The organism is Bradyrhizobium lablabi, from assembly GCF_900141755.1.
GTDB lineage: Bacteria > Pseudomonadota > Alphaproteobacteria > Rhizobiales > Xanthobacteraceae > Bradyrhizobium > Bradyrhizobium lablabi_A.
Map to the genome: position 1 here is coordinate 87242 of NZ_LT670844.1, position 21497 is coordinate 108738.

At 64.7% G+C, this 21497-nt stretch carries 13 protein-coding genes, 2 tRNA genes and 1 pseudogene; 5 read left to right on the top strand and 11 right to left on the bottom strand.

The annotated features are described in order from the left end of the window. Positions 1-61 precede the first annotated feature (61 nt). From B5526_RS00390 to B5526_RS00400, 3 genes are all read right to left on the bottom strand, one after another. Positions 62-1468, bottom strand: a complete 1407-nt coding sequence (locus B5526_RS00390; protein ID WP_079536025.1) for a TolC family outer membrane protein — start codon at positions 1466-1468, stop codon at positions 62-64. Between the two features lie 620 nt (positions 1469-2088). Then, positions 2089-2757, bottom strand: a complete 669-nt coding sequence (locus B5526_RS00395; RefSeq protein ID WP_079536027.1) for a protein-L-isoaspartate O-methyltransferase family protein — start codon at positions 2755-2757, stop codon at positions 2089-2091. A gap of 208 nt (positions 2758-2965) precedes the next feature. Next, positions 2966-3145, bottom strand: a complete 180-nt coding sequence (locus B5526_RS00400) for a hypothetical protein (protein WP_079544581.1) — start codon at positions 3143-3145, stop codon at positions 2966-2968. Between the two features lie 269 nt (positions 3146-3414). On the opposite strand from B5526_RS00400, the gene B5526_RS00405 reads away from it, so the two are divergent. From B5526_RS00405 to B5526_RS38735, 4 genes and pseudogenes are all read left to right on the top strand, one after another. Next, a tRNA-Asn gene (locus B5526_RS00405) sits at positions 3415-3489 on the top strand. Between the two features lie 188 nt (positions 3490-3677). After that, positions 3678-4490 carry a helix-turn-helix transcriptional regulator gene (locus B5526_RS00410; RefSeq protein ID WP_079536028.1) on the top strand — a complete coding sequence of 271 codons (813 nt, stop codon included), beginning with the start codon at positions 3678-3680 and terminating at the stop codon, positions 4488-4490. A 1437-nt stretch (positions 4491-5927) separates the two neighbouring features. Beyond that, positions 5928-6776, top strand: a pseudogene (locus B5526_RS38730) (autotransporter-associated beta strand repeat-containing protein); the annotation flags it as partial. A gap of 1034 nt (positions 6777-7810) precedes the next feature. Then, positions 7811-8476, top strand: coding sequence for an autotransporter outer membrane beta-barrel domain-containing protein (locus B5526_RS38735; protein ID WP_154071048.1), 666 nt, complete (start codon positions 7811-7813; stop codon positions 8474-8476). Between the two features lie 978 nt (positions 8477-9454). Here B5526_RS38735 and B5526_RS00425 read toward each other — a convergent pair. After that, positions 9455-9700 (bottom strand): hypothetical protein, encoded by a 246-nt coding sequence (locus B5526_RS00425; protein WP_079544582.1) that lies wholly within the window; start codon positions 9698-9700, stop codon positions 9455-9457. Between the two features lie 254 nt (positions 9701-9954). On the opposite strand from B5526_RS00425, the gene B5526_RS00430 reads away from it, so the two are divergent. Then, a complete protein-coding gene (locus tag B5526_RS00430; protein ID WP_079536032.1) occupies positions 9955-10134 on the top strand; it encodes a hypothetical protein in 180 nt (59 codons plus the stop codon). A 61-nt stretch (positions 10135-10195) separates the two neighbouring features. Here the strand turns inward: B5526_RS00430 and B5526_RS00435 are convergent. The 7 genes from B5526_RS00435 to B5526_RS00465 all read right to left on the bottom strand — a co-directional run bounded on the left by B5526_RS00435 (position 10196) and on the right by B5526_RS00465 (position 21098). After that, positions 10196-10269, bottom strand: a tRNA-Cys gene (locus B5526_RS00435). A gap of 95 nt (positions 10270-10364) precedes the next feature. After that, positions 10365-11060 (bottom strand): hypothetical protein, encoded by a 696-nt coding sequence (locus tag B5526_RS00440; RefSeq protein WP_154071049.1) that lies wholly within the window; start codon positions 11058-11060, stop codon positions 10365-10367. Positions 11061-11224: 164 nt separating this feature from the next. After that, a complete protein-coding gene (locus tag B5526_RS00445; RefSeq protein WP_079536036.1) occupies positions 11225-11962 on the bottom strand; it encodes a tRNA-uridine aminocarboxypropyltransferase in 738 nt (245 codons plus the stop codon). 37 nt (positions 11963-11999) lie between these two features. Next, positions 12000-15107: an efflux RND transporter permease subunit gene (locus tag B5526_RS00450; RefSeq protein ID WP_079536037.1), complete on the bottom strand. Its 3108-nt coding sequence runs from the start codon at positions 15105-15107 to the stop codon at positions 12000-12002. Continuing rightward, positions 15107-18241, bottom strand: coding sequence for an efflux RND transporter permease subunit (locus tag B5526_RS00455; protein ID WP_079536039.1), 3135 nt, complete (start codon positions 18239-18241; stop codon positions 15107-15109). The genes B5526_RS00450 and B5526_RS00455 overlap by 1 nt, the downstream gene beginning before the upstream one ends. Before the next feature lie 24 nt (positions 18242-18265). Next, positions 18266-19690 carry an efflux RND transporter periplasmic adaptor subunit gene (locus tag B5526_RS00460; RefSeq protein WP_079536041.1) on the bottom strand — a complete coding sequence of 475 codons (1425 nt, stop codon included), beginning with the start codon at positions 19688-19690 and terminating at the stop codon, positions 18266-18268. Further along, positions 19680-21098, bottom strand: coding sequence for an efflux transporter outer membrane subunit (locus B5526_RS00465; protein WP_079536043.1), 1419 nt, complete (start codon positions 21096-21098; stop codon positions 19680-19682). Before B5526_RS00465 ends, B5526_RS00460 begins: the two co-directional genes overlap by 11 nt. Between the last annotated feature and the right edge of the window lie 399 nt (positions 21099-21497).

Genomic DNA, 21497 nt, shown 5'->3' on the forward strand with positions numbered 1-21497 from the left:
ACGCGTAAAGACCTGAAACGCGTAAAAGCTTGGCGAGGGCGCGAGCGCCCAGGCGATGATATCAGCGGCCGTCGGGAATGCGAACGCCGAACCAGCTGTCGCGCACCTGATGATAATGCACGCTCGGATCGTAGGTGGTGGTCTGCAGATTGAGCACCTGCGGCGACAGCCGCCCTATCGAATTCAGGACGGCATAGGACGCCACCACGCGATCGTGCTGCGCGGTGACGAGCGCGACGCGGGCGTTGACCAGTGCCTGCTGGGCGTTCAGCACGTCGAGCGTGGTGCGCTGGCCGGCCTTGGCTTCCTCGCGCACGCCGTTGAGCGCGATCTCGGACGCCGACACCTGCGCCTGTGCGGAGGCGACCTGGGCCTTGCCCGCGACCAATTGCCCCCATGCCGTCACCGTGTTGGCGCGGGTCTGGTCGCGGGTCTGTTCGAGCACGAGGCGCTGCTGCGCCAGGTTTTCCTTGGACTGGCGGATCAGCGAGTACTCAGCGCCGCCCTGGTAGATCGGGACCGAGACCTGCGCCGTCGCAGCGGCGTTGAACGTCCTTGGCAAGATCAAGCTCTGTTCGTAGGCTTGCTGCACTGTGGCCTGCAAGCTCACCGTCGGCAACAACGCGCCTTCGGCGACCTTGACCTGCAGAAAATTGACGTCGATGCCGAACATCGCCGCCGTGACGTTCGGATTTTCGATCAGGCTGAGATCGACCGCGCCGGGCAACGTTCCCGGCAAGAAGCGGTCGACCGGGGAGCCCGGCGCGAGCGCCACCGGTTCGTTGCCGATAATGCGGCGGAAGTTTGCTTTTGTCGTCACCAGATTGGCTTCGGCGGTCAGCAGCTGCGTCTTGCCGGCGGCGAGTTGCGCTTCCGACTGCGCGACGTCGGTGCGCGTCACCTCGCCGACATTGAAGCGGTCCTGGGTCTGCTTCAATGTCTGTTCGAGAACGCGGACGTTGCTCTTCTGAACCTCGACGATGGCGGCATCGCGCAAATAGTCCATATAGATTGTCGCGGCCGACAGCAGCACGGTCTGTTCGAGCACCCGCAACGCCTCGCGCGAGCCGGACACCTGGCTCTCCGCCGCACGGGTCCTGTTGGCGGTTACCTGGCCATTGAACAAGGTCTGAGAGACTGTCACGCCCGCGCTGCGCGGCGCGTTGGCGCCGTGGATATCCGTCCTGACGATCGCGGTCGGCGTGCCGCCGGAGGACGAAAGCGTGTCCAGATATTGGTAGCCGGCGCTGGCCGTGAGCGACACTTTCGGACGATAACCCGACAGCGCCTGCGGCACGTTTTCGTCGGTGGAGCGCACCTGGGCGCGCTGCGCGTTGAGCTGCGGATTATTCTGATAGGCGCGCACCAGCGCAGCCTCGATTGTATCGGCCAAGGCTGGCGTCAGGCCCATATACGCCATCAGGAGGACCGAAGCCGCAGCTCCGGTAACGACCTTCACCCCACGCATCCCAGATAATCCATCCATACCGTTCGCCGGTTCGAGCGCATTTGAACCGGGTGACTGCTTCTGAGTCTGTGTCCCTCCATACCTTATGCCCCGAGCACGCTGGTCGGAACCCCGCGCCGCGCCAGCGCGGTCGAAACTCTTCACCTGCGGCATCCGGGCCACACTTCTGATTCAGAATGGGATTTTAACGGCCATTCGACAATTTTCGGTAAAGCGGATGCCCGCCCGGCGTTGCGAAAACCCAACAAACCATGAGATCGGCATCCCGGTAGCGATCTGATCGGAACCGGGCGGGCCAAGGCCTGGAACCAGGCTTGGAACGGGCCTAGAAAACGGGCCTAGAGCCTGATGATTTTGAGTTGAATCGTCGCCTGCGCAAGTTCGATCACCTCGCCCCGCTTGCGGGGAGAGGCATAGGCCGCCTTCGGCGGCCGTCCTTAGATAAGAAGGACGCCGAAGCGAAGCTTCGGCTATGTCGCGCAGCGATCCGGGTGAGGGGGATTCTCCGCATAATTTGTGCTTCAGCATTCGGGGAAACAGCCCCTCACCCCAACCCTCTCCCCGCAAGAGCGGGGCGAGGGAGAAGTCACCGCCGCGCCTCAACCTAAAGTCATCACGCGCTAGAAAACGAAGGCGGGACGCGCTTCCAATCCCGGCAGAACAGGCACCACCGCGTCAAAAAGCGCCCGGTTCCCGAAATCGCCATGGGAGCGCGTCACGATCGTCGCCCGCGGCGGCTTGGTCATCGCGAACACGCCGACCAGCCGGCCGCCCTCCTTGAGTTGCCCGTAAAGCCGCTCCGGCTTGATCTCGGTCGCGCCGTCCAGCACAATCACGTCATAGGGCGCGTTCGCCGCGTCCCCCTCGGCGGCGTCGGCGGCCCGGACCGTCACCCGCTGCAGCCCGAGTTGGGCCAGCACTTCCCTGGCTTTCGCGACCAGCGTCGGGTCGACCTCGGTTGCCGTCACCGGCCCCGTCGTCAGATGGGTGACCAGGGCGGCGGTATATCCGGTGGCGCAGCCGGCCACCAGAACGCGGTCGCCCTCCCCGATATTGGCGGCCTGCAGCATCTTCGCTGTCACCGCCGGCTTGATCAAAAACCGTCGCGCCGAGCCGCCCTCGCTGACGTCGAGATCGAGGTCCAGATAGGCCAGCGCGCGCTTACGTTCCGGGACAAAGAGCTCGCGCGGCACCGCGAGCATCGCATCGACGATCCTGAGATCGGTGACGTCGCTGGGGCGCACCTGACCATCGACCATCTTTTGGCGCGCAGGCAAAAAACCGGACATTTGGCAGAACCCTGTTGGCTGACCCTTGATTGACTGAACTTTGCAGTCACGCGGGCGTTGCCGCGGAAGCTGAAAACCGCGTCATCTTTGGTACAAGCGTCGCCAAAACGCAACACGCCGGTGGCGACAGCCGGCGCCGGCCGTCCGCCATCACCTCGCGATACACTTAAGCTTGACCCTTAGCCTGATCCTTGGCTTGCGAAGCGACCTATTCGATCGTGACCGCGAGCCGCCCGATCAGCCTGGCGACCTCGTCCAACTGCTCAAAATCATGAACCTCGACGGCGCGCGCAAGCCGCATGAGGCATTCGTCGTCGCTGAGCGCTGGGACGTCGCTCGGAACGATCGACGGCACCGGCCTGAGCAGGTCGGTCTGGGTATCTCTCATCGAATCACCTCTGGTCGCGAAACCCGGCAGCGCCAAGGCTGGTCAGGGAATGCGCCTTTTTAGGGCCGGGTTCAAGGCGCAAGCGGGCGACGGGGCCAATGTTCGGCGCCCGCCGTCGCTATTACCGGATCGCAACAAAGCGCCGCAAATCATTGCGGCGAAACTTGTTTCTGCTCGCGAGCGACGCCGCGCGAAAACCGCCCATTTCGTCCTTTGCAAGCTGTGGAGGCTTTGTTATACGCTGCCCGGCGCGAACAGGTTTCGCTTATTCCTCGGTAGCTCAGCGGTAGAGCATTCGACTGTTAATCGAATGGTCGCTGGTTCGAATCCAGCCCGGGGAGCCATTTCGGTACGAAACTGGGCACGCCAAAACCCGCCAAATTTTGTGCCTGAAGCTGCGACGATTTCGTGTGAAAAATTGCTGCGTGCGATTCTTGCTACGGGCGGTGGAATAACCGTAACGCCAAAACGTTAGTGATGGGGTGCCCGCGACCGGTGCCGGGAACGGCTCGACCGTTCGCTGAGGCAAGCAATGGACATCCGCGACGAGGATCTGCGCGCGATCGCCCGTGTCTGGCACGAGCTTGCCGAGATCCCGGCGGCCCAGTCCGACGAGGCCTTGATCCATTGCTTCGCGCAGCTGGCGCGGATCATCGGCGCGAGCAACGTCTTTTGGGTCGGCGCGGCGCGCGCGACCGAAGTCGCCGGCGCGACCGAAGTCACCGACGATCGGCTGCGCGGTTGGCGCCCCCGGGCGGTACGCCACCTGCACCGCGATTCCATGCGCGACCGCATCGTCGCCGACCTCCAGCGGCAGTTCAAGGCGAACACCGTCGATCCGCAGACGCAGGCGCTGGTCACCGGCGCCGGGACCACCCGGGCATTCCTGCGCCGCCAACTCGTCGACAACGAGACCTGGGAGAGCTCTTGGATCCTCAATGAGGGCATGCGCCCGCTCGGCATCGAGCATCGCCTGGTCGGGGCGCATGCGGTCGACCCCCGCGTGGAAACCTATATCGGGCTCGACCGCGGGCCGCGCGAGCAGCCGTTCGCGGAGCGCGAGCGCGATCTCCTCTATCTCTTTCTGCTGGGTTGCCCGGGTTTCCACCGCGAGCAGGCGCTGGCGCACGGCCTCGCCCAGCCGTCGCTCACCGCGCGCGAGCGGGAGGTCCTGCACCTCCTCCTCACGGACCTCTCGGAGCGCGAGATCGGCGAGGCGCTCGGCCTCACCTGGCGCACGACCCATCAATATGTCGTCGCGGTGCTCAAGAAGTTCGGCGTCAAGGGGCGCCTCGGCCTGATGGCCCACTGGCTGCGCCACCGCTCCAACGGCGCGCCGCCGTAGCCGTCACCTCAGAGTCGACCGGAAATGCGGCCAGCCCATTCAGGCACTTTCTAACCACGTCATGGCCGGGCTTGTCCCGGCCATCCACGTCTTTCTTGCTTTGCGCCTGTAAGACGTGGATGCCCGGGTCAAGCCCGGGCATGACGACCTTTGCAAGTGTTGCGCGCGCGCCACACGCTGGCGAAAACCCGGCCGCGCGTGGTCATCCGCCGATGCGGCGATGCGCGTCGGCGAAAGCAGCGCTGAAATCCGAAAATTGCAACGCTGACGCTGGTTTACCCAGGTTCCTTGAGATGCGGCGACGGCCCGAACCGGGCCCGCCCCCCTGCTAGGTAGCAGAATGGCGTGCTGCATCGCGGCCGGTAAAGGTGATTCCCGCGCATCCGTCGCGACGGGACGCCGGCAGTGCGCGCCGAACGGGGGTTCGGCGATGCCGTAAGTGGGGCAATGGGGGCCAGCAGAATGAGACCGCGTCATTGCAGCGTGCGCCAGGCCAGCGTGCGGCGGAGCGCATGGCTCTCCGGCACCATGCTCTCCGGCACCATGCTCGCCGGCGCGATCGTCATCGCCGCGGCGGGGCCGGCCTGCGCGACGGATTTCAACGTCGGCAGCGATGCGCAGTTGCGCAGCGCCATCATCAGCGCCGCAAGCGGCGACCGCATCATTTTCACTAACAGCATCACGCTCGCGGCCGACCTGCCGGCGGTGCAGAAGAACGTCACCATCCTCGGCAACAACAACACGCTCTCCGGCAACAACGTGTTCCGCGGCCTGTTCATCGGCGCCTTCTCCGGCTCGACCCAGGTGCCGGTCAATGTCGCGATCCAGGATCTCGCCATTACCAACGCTCGGGCATCAGGCGGCGGCGGTGGCGGCGGCGGCGGCGGCGCGGGACTGGGCGGTGCGATCTTCGTCGCCAATCTCGCCAACGTGACCGTGAGCAACGTCCAGCTCACCAGCAACGCCGCCCGTGGCGGCACCGCCGGTCCTGCCGGTAGCGGCAGTGGCGGCGGTGGCGGCATGGGCGGCACGGGCGGCAACGGCGTCGGCGGCGTCGGCGGCGGCGGCGGCGGCGGGCTCGGCGGCGGTGCCAATGGCGGCAACTCCAACATTGGTTTCCCCGGTGGTATTGCAACCGGCGCGAATTCCGGCGGCTTCGGCGGCGGCGTTGGCGGCGGCAACGGCGGCGCCAACGGCGGCGGCGGCGGCGTCAGCGTCGGCGTCGGCGGCGGCGGCGGCGGCGGTGTTGGTGGCGGCAACGGCAACGGCAACGGCGGCGGTGGCGGCGGCTTCGGCGGCGGCGGCGGCGGCGGCTTCGGCAGCGGCCCCGCCGGCGGCGCGGGCGGCTTCGGCGGCGGAGGCGGCAACGGCATCGGCAACGGCAACGGCGGTGCGGGCGGTTTCGGCGGCGGCGGCGGCGGCGGTGGCGGCGCCGGCATGGGCGGCGCGATCTTCGTGCAGTCCGGCGGCAGCCTCACGCTCGGCGGCCCGCTCACCGTCAACGGCAACAACGCCATCCCGGGCAGCGGCGGTAACGGCGCCGGCAACGGCTCGGCCTTCGGCCAAGGCGTCTTCCTCGACGGCAGCGGCACGCTCACTTTCGCCCCAGCCGCCGCGCAGTCGCAGACCGTGTCGAACGAGATCGCCGACGGCGCCGGCAACGGCGGCAGCGGCTCCTGGACCCTCGCCAAGACCGGCACCGGCACGCTGGCGCTCTCGGCCACCAACACCTATAGCGGCGGCACCACCGTCACCGGCGGCCTGATCAATTTCAATGCGGTCAACAATTTCGGCTCGGGTCAGATCACGCTGAACGGCGGCGGCCTGCAATGGGCCACCGGCAACACCACCGACATCTCCTCGCGGCTCGCGGCCCTCGGCAGCAACGGCGCCACGTTCGACACCAACGGCAACAACATCACGCTTGGTTCCTCACTCTCCGGCACGGGCGGCCTGACCAAGACCGGCGCCGGCGTGCTGACATTGTCGGGCTCGAGCAATTATGCCGGCGCGACCAACGTCAACGCCGGCACGCTGCAAGCGGGCGCCTCGAATGCGTTCGCATCGAACAGCGCGTTCACGGTCGCCTCAGGCGCCACACTCGCCCTCAACAATTTCAGTCAGACCATCGGCTCGCTCGCCGGCGCCGGCGCGGTGACGCTCGGCTCGGCGACGCTGACGACGGGCGGCGACGGAACGTCGACCACATTCTCGGGAACGATCTCCGGTACCGGCGCGCTGACCAAGACCGGCACCGGCGTGCTGACATTGTCGGGCTCGAGCAATTATGCCGGCGCCACCAACGTCAATGCCGGCACGCTGCAGGTGGACGGCTCGATCAACAATTCGAGCAGCGTGACGGTGAACTCGGGTGGGACCTTGACCGGCATCGGCACCGTCGATCCCATCACCGTCACCATCGCATCCGGCGGCACGCTGGCGCCGGGCACGCCTGGCGTCCCCGGCACGTCGATCACCATTGCCGGCAATCTCGCGTTCCAGTCCGGCGCGCTCTATCTGGTGCAAATCAATCCGACGACGTCCACGTCTGCCAATGTGACCGGCACCGCCGCACTCGCCGGCAATGTGCTGGCGGCGTTCGCGCCCGGCAGCTATCTGGCGAGGCAGTACACCATCCTGCACTCGGGCGGGCTTGGCGGCACCACGTTCGGCCCGCTCGGCACCACCAACCTGCCCGCCGGCTTCACCACCAATCTCAGCTACACCAGCACCGATGTGCTGTTGAACCTCACCGCGGTTCTTGGGCAGCAGCAGCTCGCGACCGGGGGCCTAAGCGGCAACCGGCAGAGCATCGCCAGCGCGCTCAACAATTTCTTCAACAACGGCGGTACGTTGCCGCCCGGTTTCGTCAACGTGTTCGGCCTCAGCGGGGGCAATCTGGCGAACGCGCTCACGCTCCTGTCCGGCGAAGCCGCGACCGGCGGCCAGCAGGGCGCGTTCCAGCTGATGAGCCAGTTCCTCGGCGTCATGCTCGATCCGTTCGTCGACGGCCGCGGCGGCGTGGGCGGCGCAAATGGCGGTGCCATCGGCTTCGCGCCGGAGCGCGAGGTGCTCCCCGACGACATCGCGCTCGCTTATGCCGAGGTGATGAAGGCGCCGCTCACCAAGGCGCCGCTGTTCGAGCAGCGCTGGAGCGTGTGGGGCTCGGCCTATGGCGGCTACAACCGAACCAGCGGCGATCCTGTCGTGGTCGGGAGCCATGATCTCACCGCGCGCGCCGCGGGCTTCGCCACCGGAATGGATTATCGCGTCGCGCCCGGCACCACGCTTGGCTTCGCGCTTGCCGGCGGCGGCACCAATTGGGGCCTGGCGCAGGGGCTCGGCGGCGGCAAGAGCGATGCGTTCCAGGCCGGCGCGTCTACGGCACTACGCGCTCGGGCCCGGCCTATGTCGCGGCCTCGCTCGCTTTCACCAATCACTGGATGTCGACCGACCGCTTCGCCGCCTTCGGCGATCACCTCACCGCGAGCTTCAACGCGCAGAGTGTCGGCGGGCGCATCGAGGGCGGCTATCGCTTCGCGACACCTATCGGCGGAGTGGCGCCCTACGCGGCGCTGCAGGCGCAAAACTTCCGCACGCCCACCTACAGCGAGGCCGATCTCACCGGCGGCGGCTTCGGCTTGACCTACAATGGGCGGACGGCGACCGATACACGCAGCGAATTGGGCGCGCGGTTCGATCACGTGGCGCTGGTCGATCCAACCGCGGTGCTCATCTTGCGCGGCCGTCTCGCCTGGGCGCATGACTGGATCACCGACCCCACGCTCGCGGCGGTGTTCCAGGCGCTGCCGGGCGCGAGCTTCATCGTCAACGGCGCCGCGCCCGTGAAGGACTCCGCGCTCGCCTCCGCTGGCGCCGAACTGCGGCTCGCCAATGGCGTGACGCTGCTGGGCAAATTCGACGGCGAGTTCGCGGGCCGCAGCACTACCTATGCCGGCACCGGGACGGCGCGGGTGACTTGGTGATTCGGGTGACCTGGTGATTCGGCCGACCGGGCTTACCAGGTTGGCTCGACCGATCGGCCCAGATAGGGAAAGCGCCAAATCGCAAGCCATAGCGCTCCTCAGAGTCTGACCGGAAATGCGGCCAGCCCATTCAGGCACTTTCTAACCACGTCATGGCCGGGCTTCCGCCTTCGCTAGAGCTTCGGCGGACCAGCACTGAAAACCCGGCGAAGCGTTGGCGTAGACGGGTGTCCCGGCCATCCACGTCTTTCTTGCTTTCCGGATGTAAGACGTGGATGCCCGGGACAAGCCCGGGCATGACGAGTTTCACTAGAACCATCGGTTCCATTGGCTGCATTTTCAGTCAGTCTCTGACGATGGACGCGAGGATTCGGGACGTGAGGAATCGGCTTCGGCATCATGGCGCCACGGCGAAGCAATAGTGCCCATCTTCGTCAGCCCGGGGAGCCGTTACCCGATTTTGGCATGCAACCGCGGCTAATTCAGTGGCAGCCACACTCAATTTAGCGGCAGCCACACGATACCGCACGGGCCGTTGCAGCCATTGCAATGAGCCGGCTGGTCGAAGGTGTTGGCCAGTTGCCATTCCTGCGCCTCATTACTCCACTGGGCAACGGCGTGAGAGACGATATCGTCCGACTGGCAGTTGGAGCAGACCGGTGTCGACCTCGTCGCTCGCCGGTTGACCCTCTGTGCCGGGCTTGGTGCCGGCTCAGGGCTTGCGTTGAACGGATTAAGAAGTAGCGCCTCTCGCATATTGTTTCCCTTGACGGCTGGAACTCAGACCTTGCCTCCAGCGTGAGCTTAACTCTGGAGCAACCTCTGTGTCTTTGTTGAGGCCGCCCGTTGCTGTGGATTGTGGCCCGCCTGTGGCGCGCCGACCACAGAACACGGCGCTTCCACATCCGTAGCAATAGCCGTCGGAGATCGGAGCGCGACTTCACGCGGGAATGTTATCGCGGCAAGCCGATCCGCCGCTCACTGCTCGAATACCGCCCGGCAGGCTTCGCTCAGGCTCGCCTTCTGCCGGCGCAGGCAGGCGGTGATGGCGCGGACGTTCGGGATTTCGCCGGGACACAGCCGATAGACGTCGGGGGTGCAGGCCTTTTTCTGTGCCGGCGTTGCGATGTCGGCGAGCGCCGAGCCGGTGGTGAACAATGTCAGCGCCAACGCCAGATTGGCGCGGCTTGCCGCCGCCCAGCGGCCTCTGAACCTAGCCTTCATGACTGCATCCTCCGCCTTGTTCCGCCGGCGCCGTGCGAGGCCGCCGTCATGTCGGCAGATACGCGAAAGATGTTTGGCCAAATGTGATTTTCTTCACACTTGGCCGCAGCTGGCGTGGTCTAAGGTCGGCCGGGGATTAATCCATTAGTAACCAAAGACGCCGCGATCGCCGGATCATTAAAATTTGAGCGATCGCTTCAATTTGGAAACAAATCACTTTTGAGAACGTCGCCTCTCGAACCCCGGAGAGCGCGATGAGCGAAGCTGAATTCGACCGGTTGCTGGAGGCCGTAAAAATGGCGATCGAACCCGCTCCCCAAGAGGAACTTTTGGTGCCCTCGCCGCTGTCTGCCGAGCCGCCGAAGGCTGCCAACGACAACCAGCGCGTTTGGCCGATTATTCCGTTTCCCGAGGGCTGGTACGCGGCCTGCTGAGAAGCGCGCGGAACTTCTTGCAGTCTTTCAAATAATTAATGCAAGGCATTGATTATATTGATGGAGGCCACGACCAGAATTGAACTGGTGTACACGGTTTTGCAGACCGTTGCGTAACCACTCCGCCACGTGGCCCCATGGGCGCGGATCAATACAGACGATCAATCACTTAGGCAACCGCCCTCGCCCTCCGCGCGGGCGGAGATTTCGATCGCGGCACCGGTGGATCGTCAGAACTTGCCCGGCTCGATCTTGGCAATGTCGGGAGTTTCGCGATCGGCGATGTAATTGATGATCAGCTTGGGCGGCCCCTTGGGCTCCGGCGAGGTGGTCTGGTTGCCTTCGCGCTGAATCTGGAATTTCACACCATCGGCGATCAGCCGCACCGCGCCCTTTTTCTCGTCTTCGCCGGAGAACAGCACGACAGTGTTGTCGCCGACCGGGATGCCGGCGCGCGTGGTATCTTTCTTCCAGCTGAAGCCGGCAAAATAGCGCTCCAGCCGGGTGCCGGCTGCGATCACGGCGGTCGCGTCTGGCGGCGGCGTCGACGGCTCCTCGCCCCAGATCACGTTGACCTGAATCAGCTTCTTCGATGCGTAGCCGAAGATGTAGGCGACGCGCGCCGGACCCGGCGCCGGATCAAGCGAAGCGACCTTCGCGGTCAGCACGGAGGTTCCCTCGACCGGATTAGTGGTGCTGGTGAGGTCGGCAGGTTTCAGCGCGAACGCCTTGGTGATGGCGGCACGAACCTCGGGCTCGGTCATGCCGAAGCGGACGTCGCGAAAGCCCGTCACTTCGTATTTTGCAGGCGCTGCGGGTTCCGGCGTGGCCGCGAAGCCAGGTGAATCGAAGCCAAGTGAGGTAAGGCTCACCACCAAGCCCAGCGCGCCAACCAACCGTCCCAGTTTCAGAAATCGTCGCGCCATCGGTTCCATCCCTGCAAGTGGACCGGCGTCGCAAAACGACGCCGCTCTAATGATTTGAGAAATCTTTGCGACGGGCAATGTACACCAGTGCCCAACCGCGTCGAAAGGCCGTCCAAGTGGCGATCGGGGCACGATCACAGTTTACGTTAACATCGAAGCTGTGGTCAGGCGCGCTTGCGGCGGCGATAATCCCGCTTCGGCCGCGGCTTCGGCGCGAGTTCGGGAAGCACGCTCTGCGCCTCGCGATATCTGGCCAGCATCCGCTCGAAACTTCCGTGCAGTGTCGCGGCGATGTCGGGCCGCTTTTCCAGCGCGGCCAGCGCCATCGCCGCGGCCTCGATGGTCGACAGGCCGTCGCGGCGTGGTTCGCGGCGCAGCTTTCCGTAACGTGACGGATGCGCCGGGCCGAGGATGACGCGCTGGCATTTCAGCATCCAGGCATTGCGCCACCACAGCGCCTTGGCCTGGCTCCAGGTGCCATCGAGCAGCACGATGCCCTCGATACCTCTGAGGATGGCGCGCTGGTTGTCCTCGATCTGGCCCTTGCGGTCGATCGCAACGATATCGCCGTTGGTATCGAGGTCGGCGACCTTCGCGGAACCGAGATAAAGCACCGCCCAGCGCGAGGGATCGGCGACCGGCCGGCCCAGCGCCTTGGAGAGGCTCGGCCACGACAAGCCGATTTTCACCACCGCATCCTTGAAATGCAGCGCGGTCAGCCGTGCGGTGCCGAGCGCCCTGTCCTGCTCCTGCGGATGTTGCAGGATCAACAGCGAAAGCTTGTTCTCGATTGGCGTGATGCTGTCGCAGATGCACAGCGGCAAGGGCTTTTGGCAATGCGGACAGTCCGCGATCGCTTCCGCTGCTGCGGCGCCAGTCTGGGATTCGGATGATTTCGACATCCGCCCGCTATACGCTGCAGCGCGGCGCGGTTCAAAGCTATTCGGCGGGCGCCACCGCTACCCGCGCCGGCGCGGATCGTCCGCGCAGCCGGTCGATCAGCAGATAGATCACCGGCGTCGTGTACAGGGTCAGGATCTGCGACACCAACAAGCCGCCGATGATGGTGATGCCGAGCGGCCGGCGCAATTCGGTTCCGGGGCCGGTCGCGATGACCAGCGGAATGCCGGCGAACAGGGCGGCCATCGTCGTCATCAGGATGGGCCGGAACCTCGCGCTGCAGGCCTCGAAGATCGCATCGGCCGACGACAGTCCGCGGTTACGCTCCGCGTCGAGGGCAAAATCCACCATCATGATGCCGTTCTTCTTGACGATGCCGATCAGGAGGATGATCCCGACGAAGGCAATCACGGTCAGCGGCGTGTTGGTGACCTGCAGCGCCAACAACGCGCCAAGGCCTGCCGAGGGCAAGGTCGAAATGATGGTCAGGGGATGGGCGAGGCTCTCGTAGAGCACGCCCAGCACGATATACATCGCCACCAGCGCTCCGAGGATCAACAATGGCTGCCGGCCGCTGGATTTATTGAAGTCGCCGGCGTTGCCATCAAAGCTGCCGCGAATGTTTTCGGGCATGTGCAACTCGTCCACCGCGCGCTGGATGCTGGCCGCGGCGGCCGAGAGCGGCACATTGGGAAGCAGGTTGAACGACACAGTCGAGGACGGAAACGACTGCGAATGAAACACGGCAAGCGGCGATAATCCGCGCTCGTAATGAACCACGGTGGACAGCGGCAACTGGACGCCGTTGGCGCCAGCGACGAAAATACGCTCGAGATTGGATGGATCGCTCTGGAATTTCGGATCGATCTCCAGCACCACCCAGTACTGGTTGCGCTGGGTGTAGATGATCGAGATTTGCCGCTGTGAAAATGCGTTGTTGAGCGCGTTGTCGATATCCTGGACGCGGACGCCGAGCGTCGACGCCTTTTGCCGGTCGATCGACAGCGTCAGTTGCAACCCCCCGGGATCGCGGTCGCTGGAAACGTCGGTAATACCTTCGACGCTCTCCATGCGCTTGGCGACGATCGGCGCCCATTTCTGCAACAAATCGAGGTCGGTGCTCAACAGCGAGTATTGGTAGTCGCCGGAATCGGTCGGCCGCCCGCCGGCGCGCACGTCCTGCGCCGCGAACATAAACAGCCGGATGCCCGCCACCCGGTACAGACTTTTGCGTAACCGGTCGATGGCATCGGCGGTGCTTGATCCACCCCGCTCTTCCGGCGGCTTGAGGCTGATGAACATCATCCCCCGATTGGATCCCCCGCCGCCCGGGCCGCCGGCGCCCAGAATCGAACCGATGCCCGCCACCGCCGGATCGGCCATCACGATGTCGGCGATTTGCTGCTGCAGCCCGAGCATCGACTGGAACGAGATATCGGCCGATGCCCGCGTCGCCCCGATCACAAAGCCGGAATCGTCGACCGGAAAATACCCTTTTGGGGTTTTGATATAAAGCGTCACCGTCAGCGCGATAGTGGCGAGAAATACCAACAGCACCATCATCGGGAATTCCAGCGCCACCCGCAGCGTACGCGTATAAAACGCCACCATGCGCGACAACGAGCCTTCGATGATGCGGTCGAACCAGGTCGCCGTGCCGGAGGTCGCCTCCTTGATGTAATGGGCGCAGATCATCGGCGTGATCGTGAGCGACACCACGGTCGAGACCACGATGGCAAAGGTCAGCGTCAGCGAGAATTCCCGCAACAGCCGGCCGACGATCCCGTCCATGAAAATCAGCGGTGTGAAGGCTGCGATCAGCGACAGGCTGATCGACAGCACCGTGAAACCGATCTGCTTGGCGCCTTCCAGCGCCGCCTGATAGGGCCGCATGCCATGCTCGAGGTTGCGGTACATGTTCTCGATCATGACGATGGCGTCGTCGACCACGAAGCCGACCGAAATCGCCAGCGCCATCAGCGACAGATTGTCGATCGAGAAACCGGCCGCCCACATCCCGGCGCAGGTGCCGGCCAGCGCCAGCGGCACCGAGACGCCGGCCGCGATCGTCGGCGTGAGGCGGCGCAGGAACACGAACACCACTACCATCACCAGGATCGCGGTCGCGAGCAGCGTCCATTGCATGTCGCGGACGCTGGCGCGGATGGTGCCGGTGCGATCGACCAGCGTTGAAATTTCGACGCCGCCCGGAATCCATTTCTTCAATTCCGGAATCATCGCCCTGACGCGATCGACGGTATCGATGACGTTGGCGTCGCCCTGCTTGGTGATTTGAATAATCACGGCCGGTTGCTTGTTGAACCAGGCAATCGAGCGGGTGTTGCGGACGGAATCCTCGACTTCCGCGACATCCGAAAGCCGCACGAAATTGCCGTTCGAGCTCTTGATCAGGATATCGCGGAATTCGGCGGCCGTGCGCATCTGCTTGTTCATCGACAAAGTCTCGCTCTGGCGGCCGCCATTGAAGATACCGACCGGACCGAGCGGATTGGCGTTGACGATCGCCTGCCTGACGTCGTCGGTCGCGATCCCCGCGTTCGACAGCGCCACCGGATTGAGCGCGATCCGGACGGCGGGCTGGTCGGCGCCACTGACCGTGACTTCACCGACGCCCGGCACCTGCGAGATACGTTGCGCGATCACGGTGTCCGCCACGTCATAGAGCGCGCTCGAGGGGATCGTCTTCGAGGTCAGCGCCAGCACGAAGACCGGCGCCGCGGCGGTGTTGGCTTTGCGGAAATTGGGCAAGGTCGGCAAATCGGTCGGCAGGTCGGCCAGCGAGGCGTTGATCGCGGCCTGCACGTCGCGCGCGGCGCGGTCGATATCGCGACCGATCGCGAATTGCAGCTGGATGCTGGTCGAGCCGAGCCCGCTGGTCGAGGTGATCTGGGTGATGCCTGCGATTTCGCCGAGCCGCCGTTCCAGAGGTGCTGCGACGGTTGACGCCATCACCGACGGATCAGCGCCCGGACGCGACGCGTTGACCCGGATCGAGGGAAAGTCGACATTGGGAACCGCGGCGACCGGCAGGAAAATATAGGCGACCACGCCGACCAGAAACAACCCGATCGCGAGCAACGTGGTGCCGACCGGCCGGCGGATGAACGGCTCCGAGATCGACGCCATTACTGCATCCCCTCGGTGGCTCCCGCGACCGGCGGTGGCGGCAATTCGGGCGCGACCGGCGGCACCGCCTTTTCGATGCTGCGGTTGATGCGGTCGAGCGCCAGATAGATCACCGGCGTGGTGTAAAGCGTCAAGAGCTGGCTCAGCAGCAACCCGCCGATGATGGAAATGCCCAGCGGAAAGCGCAACTCGGCGCCGGTGCCGCTTTCCACCGCCAGCGGCAGCGCGCCGAACAAGGCGGCCAGCGTCGTCATCATGATCGGACGAAACCGCAACAGACAGGCCTGCACGATCGCGTCCTGCGCCGACATGCCCTGATGCCGTTCCGCTTCCAGCGCGAAGTCGATCATCATGATCGCGTTCTTCTTGACGATGCCCATCAACAGAATGATCCCGATCAGGCCGATCACCGACAGATCTTGTCCGAACAGCATCAGCGCCAGGATGGCGCCGACGCCGGCCGAGGGCAGCGTCGAGAGAATGGTGATCGGGTGAATGTAGCTTTCATAGAGCACGCCGAGCACGATGTAGATGGTGACCAGCGCGGCCAGGATCAGCCACGGTTGCCCGGCCAGCGATTTTGCAAATTCGGCCGCATCGCCGCCAAATACGCCGACAACGCTGCCGGGCATGCCGATCCGGGTTTCGATCGCCTTCACCTTGTCGACGGCGTCGCCAAGGGCGGCACCAGGTGCCAGGTTGAAGCTGAGCGAGACGGCCGGAAATTGCGCCTGGTGCGAAATCGCCAAAGGTGCCGTGGTGCGGACCAGGGTCGCGACCGCCGATAGCGGCACCTGGGCGTCGAGCGCGCCGGGCAGATAGAGTTTTGACAGGATCGAGGGATCGCGCTGATACATCGGCAGCGCTTCCAGCACCACCCGGTATTGGTTGGCCTGTCCGTAAATGGTCGAAATCTGACGCTGCGCGAAGGCGTCGTTGAGCGTGTCGGTCACCGCCTGCAGACTGACGCCGAGCTGGCCGGCGCGCTGGCGGTTGATGTCGAGCGCGGCGCGCAGGCCCCCATCCTGGGCTTCCGAAGAGACGTCGCGGAACAACGGATCGCGGCGCATCTCGGCCACGAGCTTGTTCGCCCACTCCGACACCAGCGCGGAATCCGTGCCGGTCAGCGTATACTGATATTGCGAACGGCTCGACTGGGTCGATATCTGCACGTCCTGCACCGGCTGAAAATAGATCGTCATGCCCGGGATCGACGCCACCCGTTGCTTGAGCCGCGTGACCACGGCGGAAACGTCGTCGCGCCGTTCGCCGCGCGGCTTCAGCGTCATCACCAGACGGCCGACATTGGTGGTCGGGTTGACCGAACCCGCGCCGATCACCGAGACGACGCCGGTGACATCCGGATCGGCCTTGATCGCATCCGCGGCCTGGGTCTGCCGGCTCTGCATCTCGGCAAAGGACACGTCGGGACCGGCCTGGGTCACCGCGGTGATCGATGCGGTGTCCTGCAACGGCAGGAAGCCCTTCGGCGCCACGACATACATGACCAGCGTCGCGACGATGGTTGCGAGCGTGACCAATAGCGTCGCTCGCTGATGCCGGAGCACCCACAACAGCGTGCGGTGGTAGAATTCGATCATGCGGTCGATGAAACGGCTGACCGCGGCAAGCCCGGGAACCGCGATTTCCTCGCCGGCATGCTTCAGCAATCGCGAGCACATCATCGGCGTCAGCGTCAGCGAGACGATCGCCGAGGTCACGACCGCGATCGTCAGCGTCAGCGCGAATTCGCGGAACATGCGCCCGACCAGTCCCGACATGAACAACAGCGGAATGAAGACGGCGATCAACGACACCGTCAGCGAAATCACCGTAAAGCCGATTTCGCTGGCACCCCGCAGCGCCGCGTCCATCGCGCTCTCGCCGTTCTCCATGTGGCGGACGATGTTCTCGATCATCACGATGGCGTCGTCGACCACAAATCCGGTGCCGATGGTCAGCGCCATCAGCGACAGATTGTCGAGGCTGAAATTCGCAAAATACATGATGCCGAACGAGGTGATCAGCGACAGCGGTAGTGCTACGCCCGCGATCAGCGTTGCCCGCAGCGAGCGCAGGAACAACAGCACCACGAGCGTGACCAGCACCACGCTCAAAACAAGCGTGAACTGCACGTCATGGACGGAGGCGCGAATGGTGACGGTGCGGTCGCTGACGATGGTCAAATTGACGCCGGCCGGGATCGAACGTTGCAGTTTCGGAATTTCGGCGCGGATCTGGCTGACGACGTCGATGACATTGGCGCCGGGTTGGCGCTGGATATCGAGGATGACGGCCGGCGTGCCCTGGTACCAGCCGCCGGTGCGGTCGTTTTCCAGTCCGTCGACGATGTTGGCGACGTCCCCGATCGTGACCGGGGCGCCGTTGCGGTAGGCGATGATGATCGGCTTATAGGCGTCGGCCGCGGCGATCTGGTCGTTGGCGGCGATGGTATAGGCCTGCTGCGCGCCGTCGAGCGATCCCTTCGGCCCGGAGACGTTGGCGCCCGCAATGGCCGCTCGCAAATCCTCCATCGCGATGCCGTAAGCCGCGAGCCGCGCCAGATCGGCCTGCACCCGCACCGCAGGTTTCAGCCCGCCCAGCACCGTGACGCGCCCGACGCCGGAAATCTGGCTCAAGCGCTGCGCCAACAGCGTATCGGCGAGATCGCTCATGGCGCGCAGCGAAACCGTCTCCGAGGTCAGCGCCAGCGTCAGAACCGGGGCGTCCGCCGGGTTCACCTTGGCGTAGGTCGGCGGATACGGCAGGGTCTTGGGCAAGACGCCGGCGGCGGCATTGATGGCGGCTTGCACGTCCTGGGTGGCGCCGTCGATGTCGCGGTTGAGATCGAATTGCAGCGAAACCTGGCTGACGCCGAACGAACTGGTCGACTGCATCAACGACAGCGAGGGGATCTGCCCGAGCTGACGCTCCAGCGGCGCGGTGATCAGGGACGCGATCACATCGGGACTGGCGCCCGGCAATTGCGTCGTCACCTGCACCGTCGGGAAGTCGACCTGTGGCAGCGCCGATACCGGCAGCGCCCAATAGCCGAGGCCGCCGCCGATCAACAGCGCAATCCCCAACAGCGAGGTCGCGATCGGACGGCGGATGAACGGTTCAGAGACGCTCATGGCGGCGCGCTCACGCTTTCGGGGTCATGGCTGCGCCTTTGCTGCGCTGCCCGACGCTTCGCCCCCCTGCCCCTGCGCGGGTCCGGTTTTGTCCGCTTGATCGCCCGCGCCCTGGCCGCCCTTCTTGGCGCCCTTGCCCTGCCCGTCCTTGCCCTGTCCGTCCTTGGCCTGTCCGTCCTTGGCCGGTCCGTTGCCCTGCACATCGCGGCTGCTTCGCTTCTTGCGTGGCGCGAGATCGGCCGCCGGCGTCTGATCGTCCTTGCCGATAAGGACCTTGGCGCCGTCCGACAAATTGGCAAAACCGGTCGTCACCACGCGATCTGACGGCGACAGTCCGCTCGCAACGACAGCATCGGTTTCGTTCTGCTGCGTCACCGTGACCGGTTTTGCCGTCACGATATTGCCGTCACCGATGACGTAGCTGAAGGTCCCCGCAGGCCCGCGCTGCACCGAGGAGGTCGGCACCACGATCGCCTGCGAAAGCGTATCGACCTTGAGCCGGACATTGACGAATTGCCCGGGCCACAGCTGAAACTTGGCGTTGGGAAATTCAGCCTTGAGCCTCAGCGTGCCGGTGGTCGGATCGACCTGGTTGTCGATGCCGGTGAGTTTTCCGCTGTCGATCACGGTAATCCCGTCATTGCCGAACACGTCGACCGAGAGCGTGCCCTTGGCGGATGCGGCATTGACACGCACGATCTGCTGCTGCGGCAGGCTGAACGTCACCGCGATCGGCTGCAACTGGGTGATGATGACGAGACCGGTTGCGTCGGAGGCATGGATGATGTTGCCCTGATCGACCTGGCGCAGGCCGGCGCGGCCAGCCAGCGGCGCAATGATCTTGGTGTAGCCGAGGGTTGCCTGCGCATTGTCGATCTGCGCCTGATCGGATTTCACCAGCGCCTCGGTTTGGGCGATGAGGGCGCGCTGGGTGTCGTACTGCTGCTTGGAGCCGGCGTTGGTGGCGGAAAGCTGCTGATAGCGTATCAGGTCGAGGCGCTGGTTGGCGAGTTGCGCTTCGTCCTGCGCCTTTTTGGCAACCGCCTGATCGAACGCCGCCTGGTAGAGCACAGGGTCGATCTCGCCGAGCACATCGCCCTTCTGGACGTCCTGGCCTTCGGTGAAATTGACCTTGATCAATTTGCCGTCGACCTGGGAGCGCACCAGCACGTTGTTCAAGGCGCGGACGGCGCCGACGCCATCGAGATAGACCGGCACATCCTCGACGCGCGGCGTCGCCGCCAATACCGGCACAGGGAGATCGGGCGGACCGCCCTTTGTCGCGGCGCCCTTCTGCTGCAGCGAGGTCCAGGCGATGTAGCCGAGGCCGCCGAGGATCAGAAGCGTGATCGTGATCGACACGGTTCGGCGGCGCGCGCGCGAGGCCACCTTGACCACGCCCTCGCCGGCGGCTTTCGCGGTTTCGTTCAAATCCGGCTTAAAGAGCATCAACCGGCTTCTCCATTCTCGGCTCCCAACCGCCCCCCAATGCCTGGTACAGGCTGACAAACGCGAGCAACCGCGCGAGCTGTGCCTGCCACAGCGCGTCTTCCGCCTGAAACAGCGTCAATTGTGTGTTTAGCACAGTTACGATATCCGCGGTCCCCGCCCGAAGCTGCTGCTCGGACAATTGAAAGGCCCGCCTGGACGCTGCCACCACCTCTCGCTGCAGCCTAAGCCTTGTCGTCGTTTCACGAATCGACACCAGCGCATTGTCGACGTCGGCAAACGACTGCACCACCGTCTTGCGGTAGGTCTGCAGCAATTCATCCTGCCTCGCCTTGCTGAGCTGGAAATTGCCGAGAATCCTTCCGCCGTCGAAAATCGGCTGCGTCAGGCTGCCGACTATGCTGAAGAAGGCCGCGTGCGGCTGAAACAGCGACACCAGCGCCGAGCTTTGATAGCCGCCCTGCCCGGTCAACTGGATGCTCGGAAAAAATTGCGCGCGGGCGTTGCCGACATTGGCGGTGGCGGACGCGAGCTGCGCCTCCTGGCGCCTGATATCGGGGCGCTGTGTCAATATCTCCGACGGCAGGCCGGGCGTTACACGCGGCGAGGCGATCTGATCGAGCGAGCCGCCGGTGACATGCACGGCTTCCGGCGGCCGCGACACCAGCGTCGCGAGCGCGTTGATGTTTTGCGACAGCGTCTGGCGCAGCGGCGGCACCGATGCCTTCAGATTGGCGAGAACGCTTTCCTCTTGCGCCACGTCGAGATCGGTTCCGGTGCCGGCCTTGAAGCGCTCCTTGATGGCGTTGAGGATGCGGGTGGCGCTGGCGATATTTTGTTGGGCGGTGCGAATCCGGTCTTGCGAGGCCAGCACCTGGAAATAGGCGTTGGCGACGCTGGTCAGCGTGGTCAGCGCCACCACATCGCGATCGAAGCGGTCCGCGGTCGCGGTCTCTTCCGCAGCCTGCAGCGCGTCACGGTTCTGGCCCCAGAAATCGAGCTGGTAGCTGGCGCTCAGCGAGGCGGAATAGTTGACGACCTCACGCCCGCCGATGCTCAATCCGCTGGCGCTCGAACCGGAGGTTCGGGAGTAGGTTTCGGAGCCGTTGCCATTGAGGCTGGGCAATAGCGCGGCGCCGGTGATTCGCGCCTGCGCGTCGGCCTGAACCAGGCGGGCGACGGCCGCGGCGATGTCCAGATTGACCTTCTGGGCTTCCTCCATCAGTTGCGTCAGTTCCGGCGAGCGGAATCCACGCCACCAATCCAGCGCCGGCGGCGCATCCGGATCGGTCAAGCGCGAGGCGCCGTAGCCTTGCGGATGATATTCCGGGGGGACCTCGAGCGCCGGGTCGGGCAGATCCTGGGTCAGGACGCAGCCCGCGGAACTGGCGATCACACAAAACGCCATCAACCATCGCGCCGCGCGGCCTTGGCAAGAGGACGCAGCGGGCACAGGCGTAACGGCAACACAAGGCGATCGCCGGCTCACATCCGCCCTCCGCCGGGCATGATGCCCGGCACCCGGCACGGCGAGCGCCGCCAGGCCAATTTGCGGATGGTAGGGATGGGCTGCGAGACGTTCACCGGTGTGATGCTTCCTTGAGAGAACCTGATCCGCATACTACCCCGGGGGGCCCCGGCGCGGACAGTCCTGTTCCACCATCTGTCCCCACACTGTGGCCGAAATGGCAACAGCGATTGACGGCGGAAAAGCCGGACTTTCCCTTATTTTATTGGGCTTTTCGTAGGTCCGACCTATTCGGGAGGCTCGGCATCTTAACAAGATTTCATATTGCTGGACATTGCC

Bases quoted from the DNA above. Each gene is read 5' to 3' on its own strand.
- B5526_RS00455 (WP_079536039.1), bottom strand. From the start codon at position 18,241: ATGAGCGTCTCTGAACCGTTCATCCGCCGTCCGATCGCGACCTCGCTG.
- B5526_RS00465 (WP_079536043.1), bottom strand. From the start codon at position 21,098: ATGGCGTTTTGTGTGATCGCCAGTTCCGCGGGCTGCGTCCTGACCCAG.
- B5526_RS00450 (WP_079536037.1), bottom strand. From the start codon at position 15,107: ATGGCGTCGATCTCGGAGCCGTTCATCCGCCGGCCGGTCGGCACCACG.
- B5526_RS00440 (WP_154071049.1), bottom strand. From the start codon at position 11,060: ATGGCGCGACGATTTCTGAAACTGGGACGGTTGGTTGGCGCGCTGGGC.
- B5526_RS00390 (WP_079536025.1), bottom strand. From the start codon at position 1,468: ATGCGTGGGGTGAAGGTCGTTACCGGAGCTGCGGCTTCGGTCCTCCTG.
- B5526_RS00395 (WP_079536027.1), bottom strand. From the start codon at position 2,757: ATGTCCGGTTTTTTGCCTGCGCGCCAAAAGATGGTCGATGGTCAGGTG.
- B5526_RS00425 (WP_079544582.1), bottom strand. From the start codon at position 9,700: ATGAAGGCTAGGTTCAGAGGCCGCTGGGCGGCGGCAAGCCGCGCCAAT.
- B5526_RS00430 (WP_079536032.1), top strand. From the start codon at position 9,955: ATGAGCGAAGCTGAATTCGACCGGTTGCTGGAGGCCGTAAAAATGGCG.
- B5526_RS00410 (WP_079536028.1), top strand. From the start codon at position 3,678: ATGGACATCCGCGACGAGGATCTGCGCGCGATCGCCCGTGTCTGGCAC.
- B5526_RS00445 (WP_079536036.1), bottom strand. From the start codon at position 11,962: ATGTCGAAATCATCCGAATCCCAGACTGGCGCCGCAGCAGCGGAAGCG.
- B5526_RS00460 (WP_079536041.1), bottom strand. From the start codon at position 19,690: ATGCTCTTTAAGCCGGATTTGAACGAAACCGCGAAAGCCGCCGGCGAG.
- B5526_RS00400 (WP_079544581.1), bottom strand. From the start codon at position 3,145: ATGAGAGATACCCAGACCGACCTGCTCAGGCCGGTGCCGTCGATCGTT.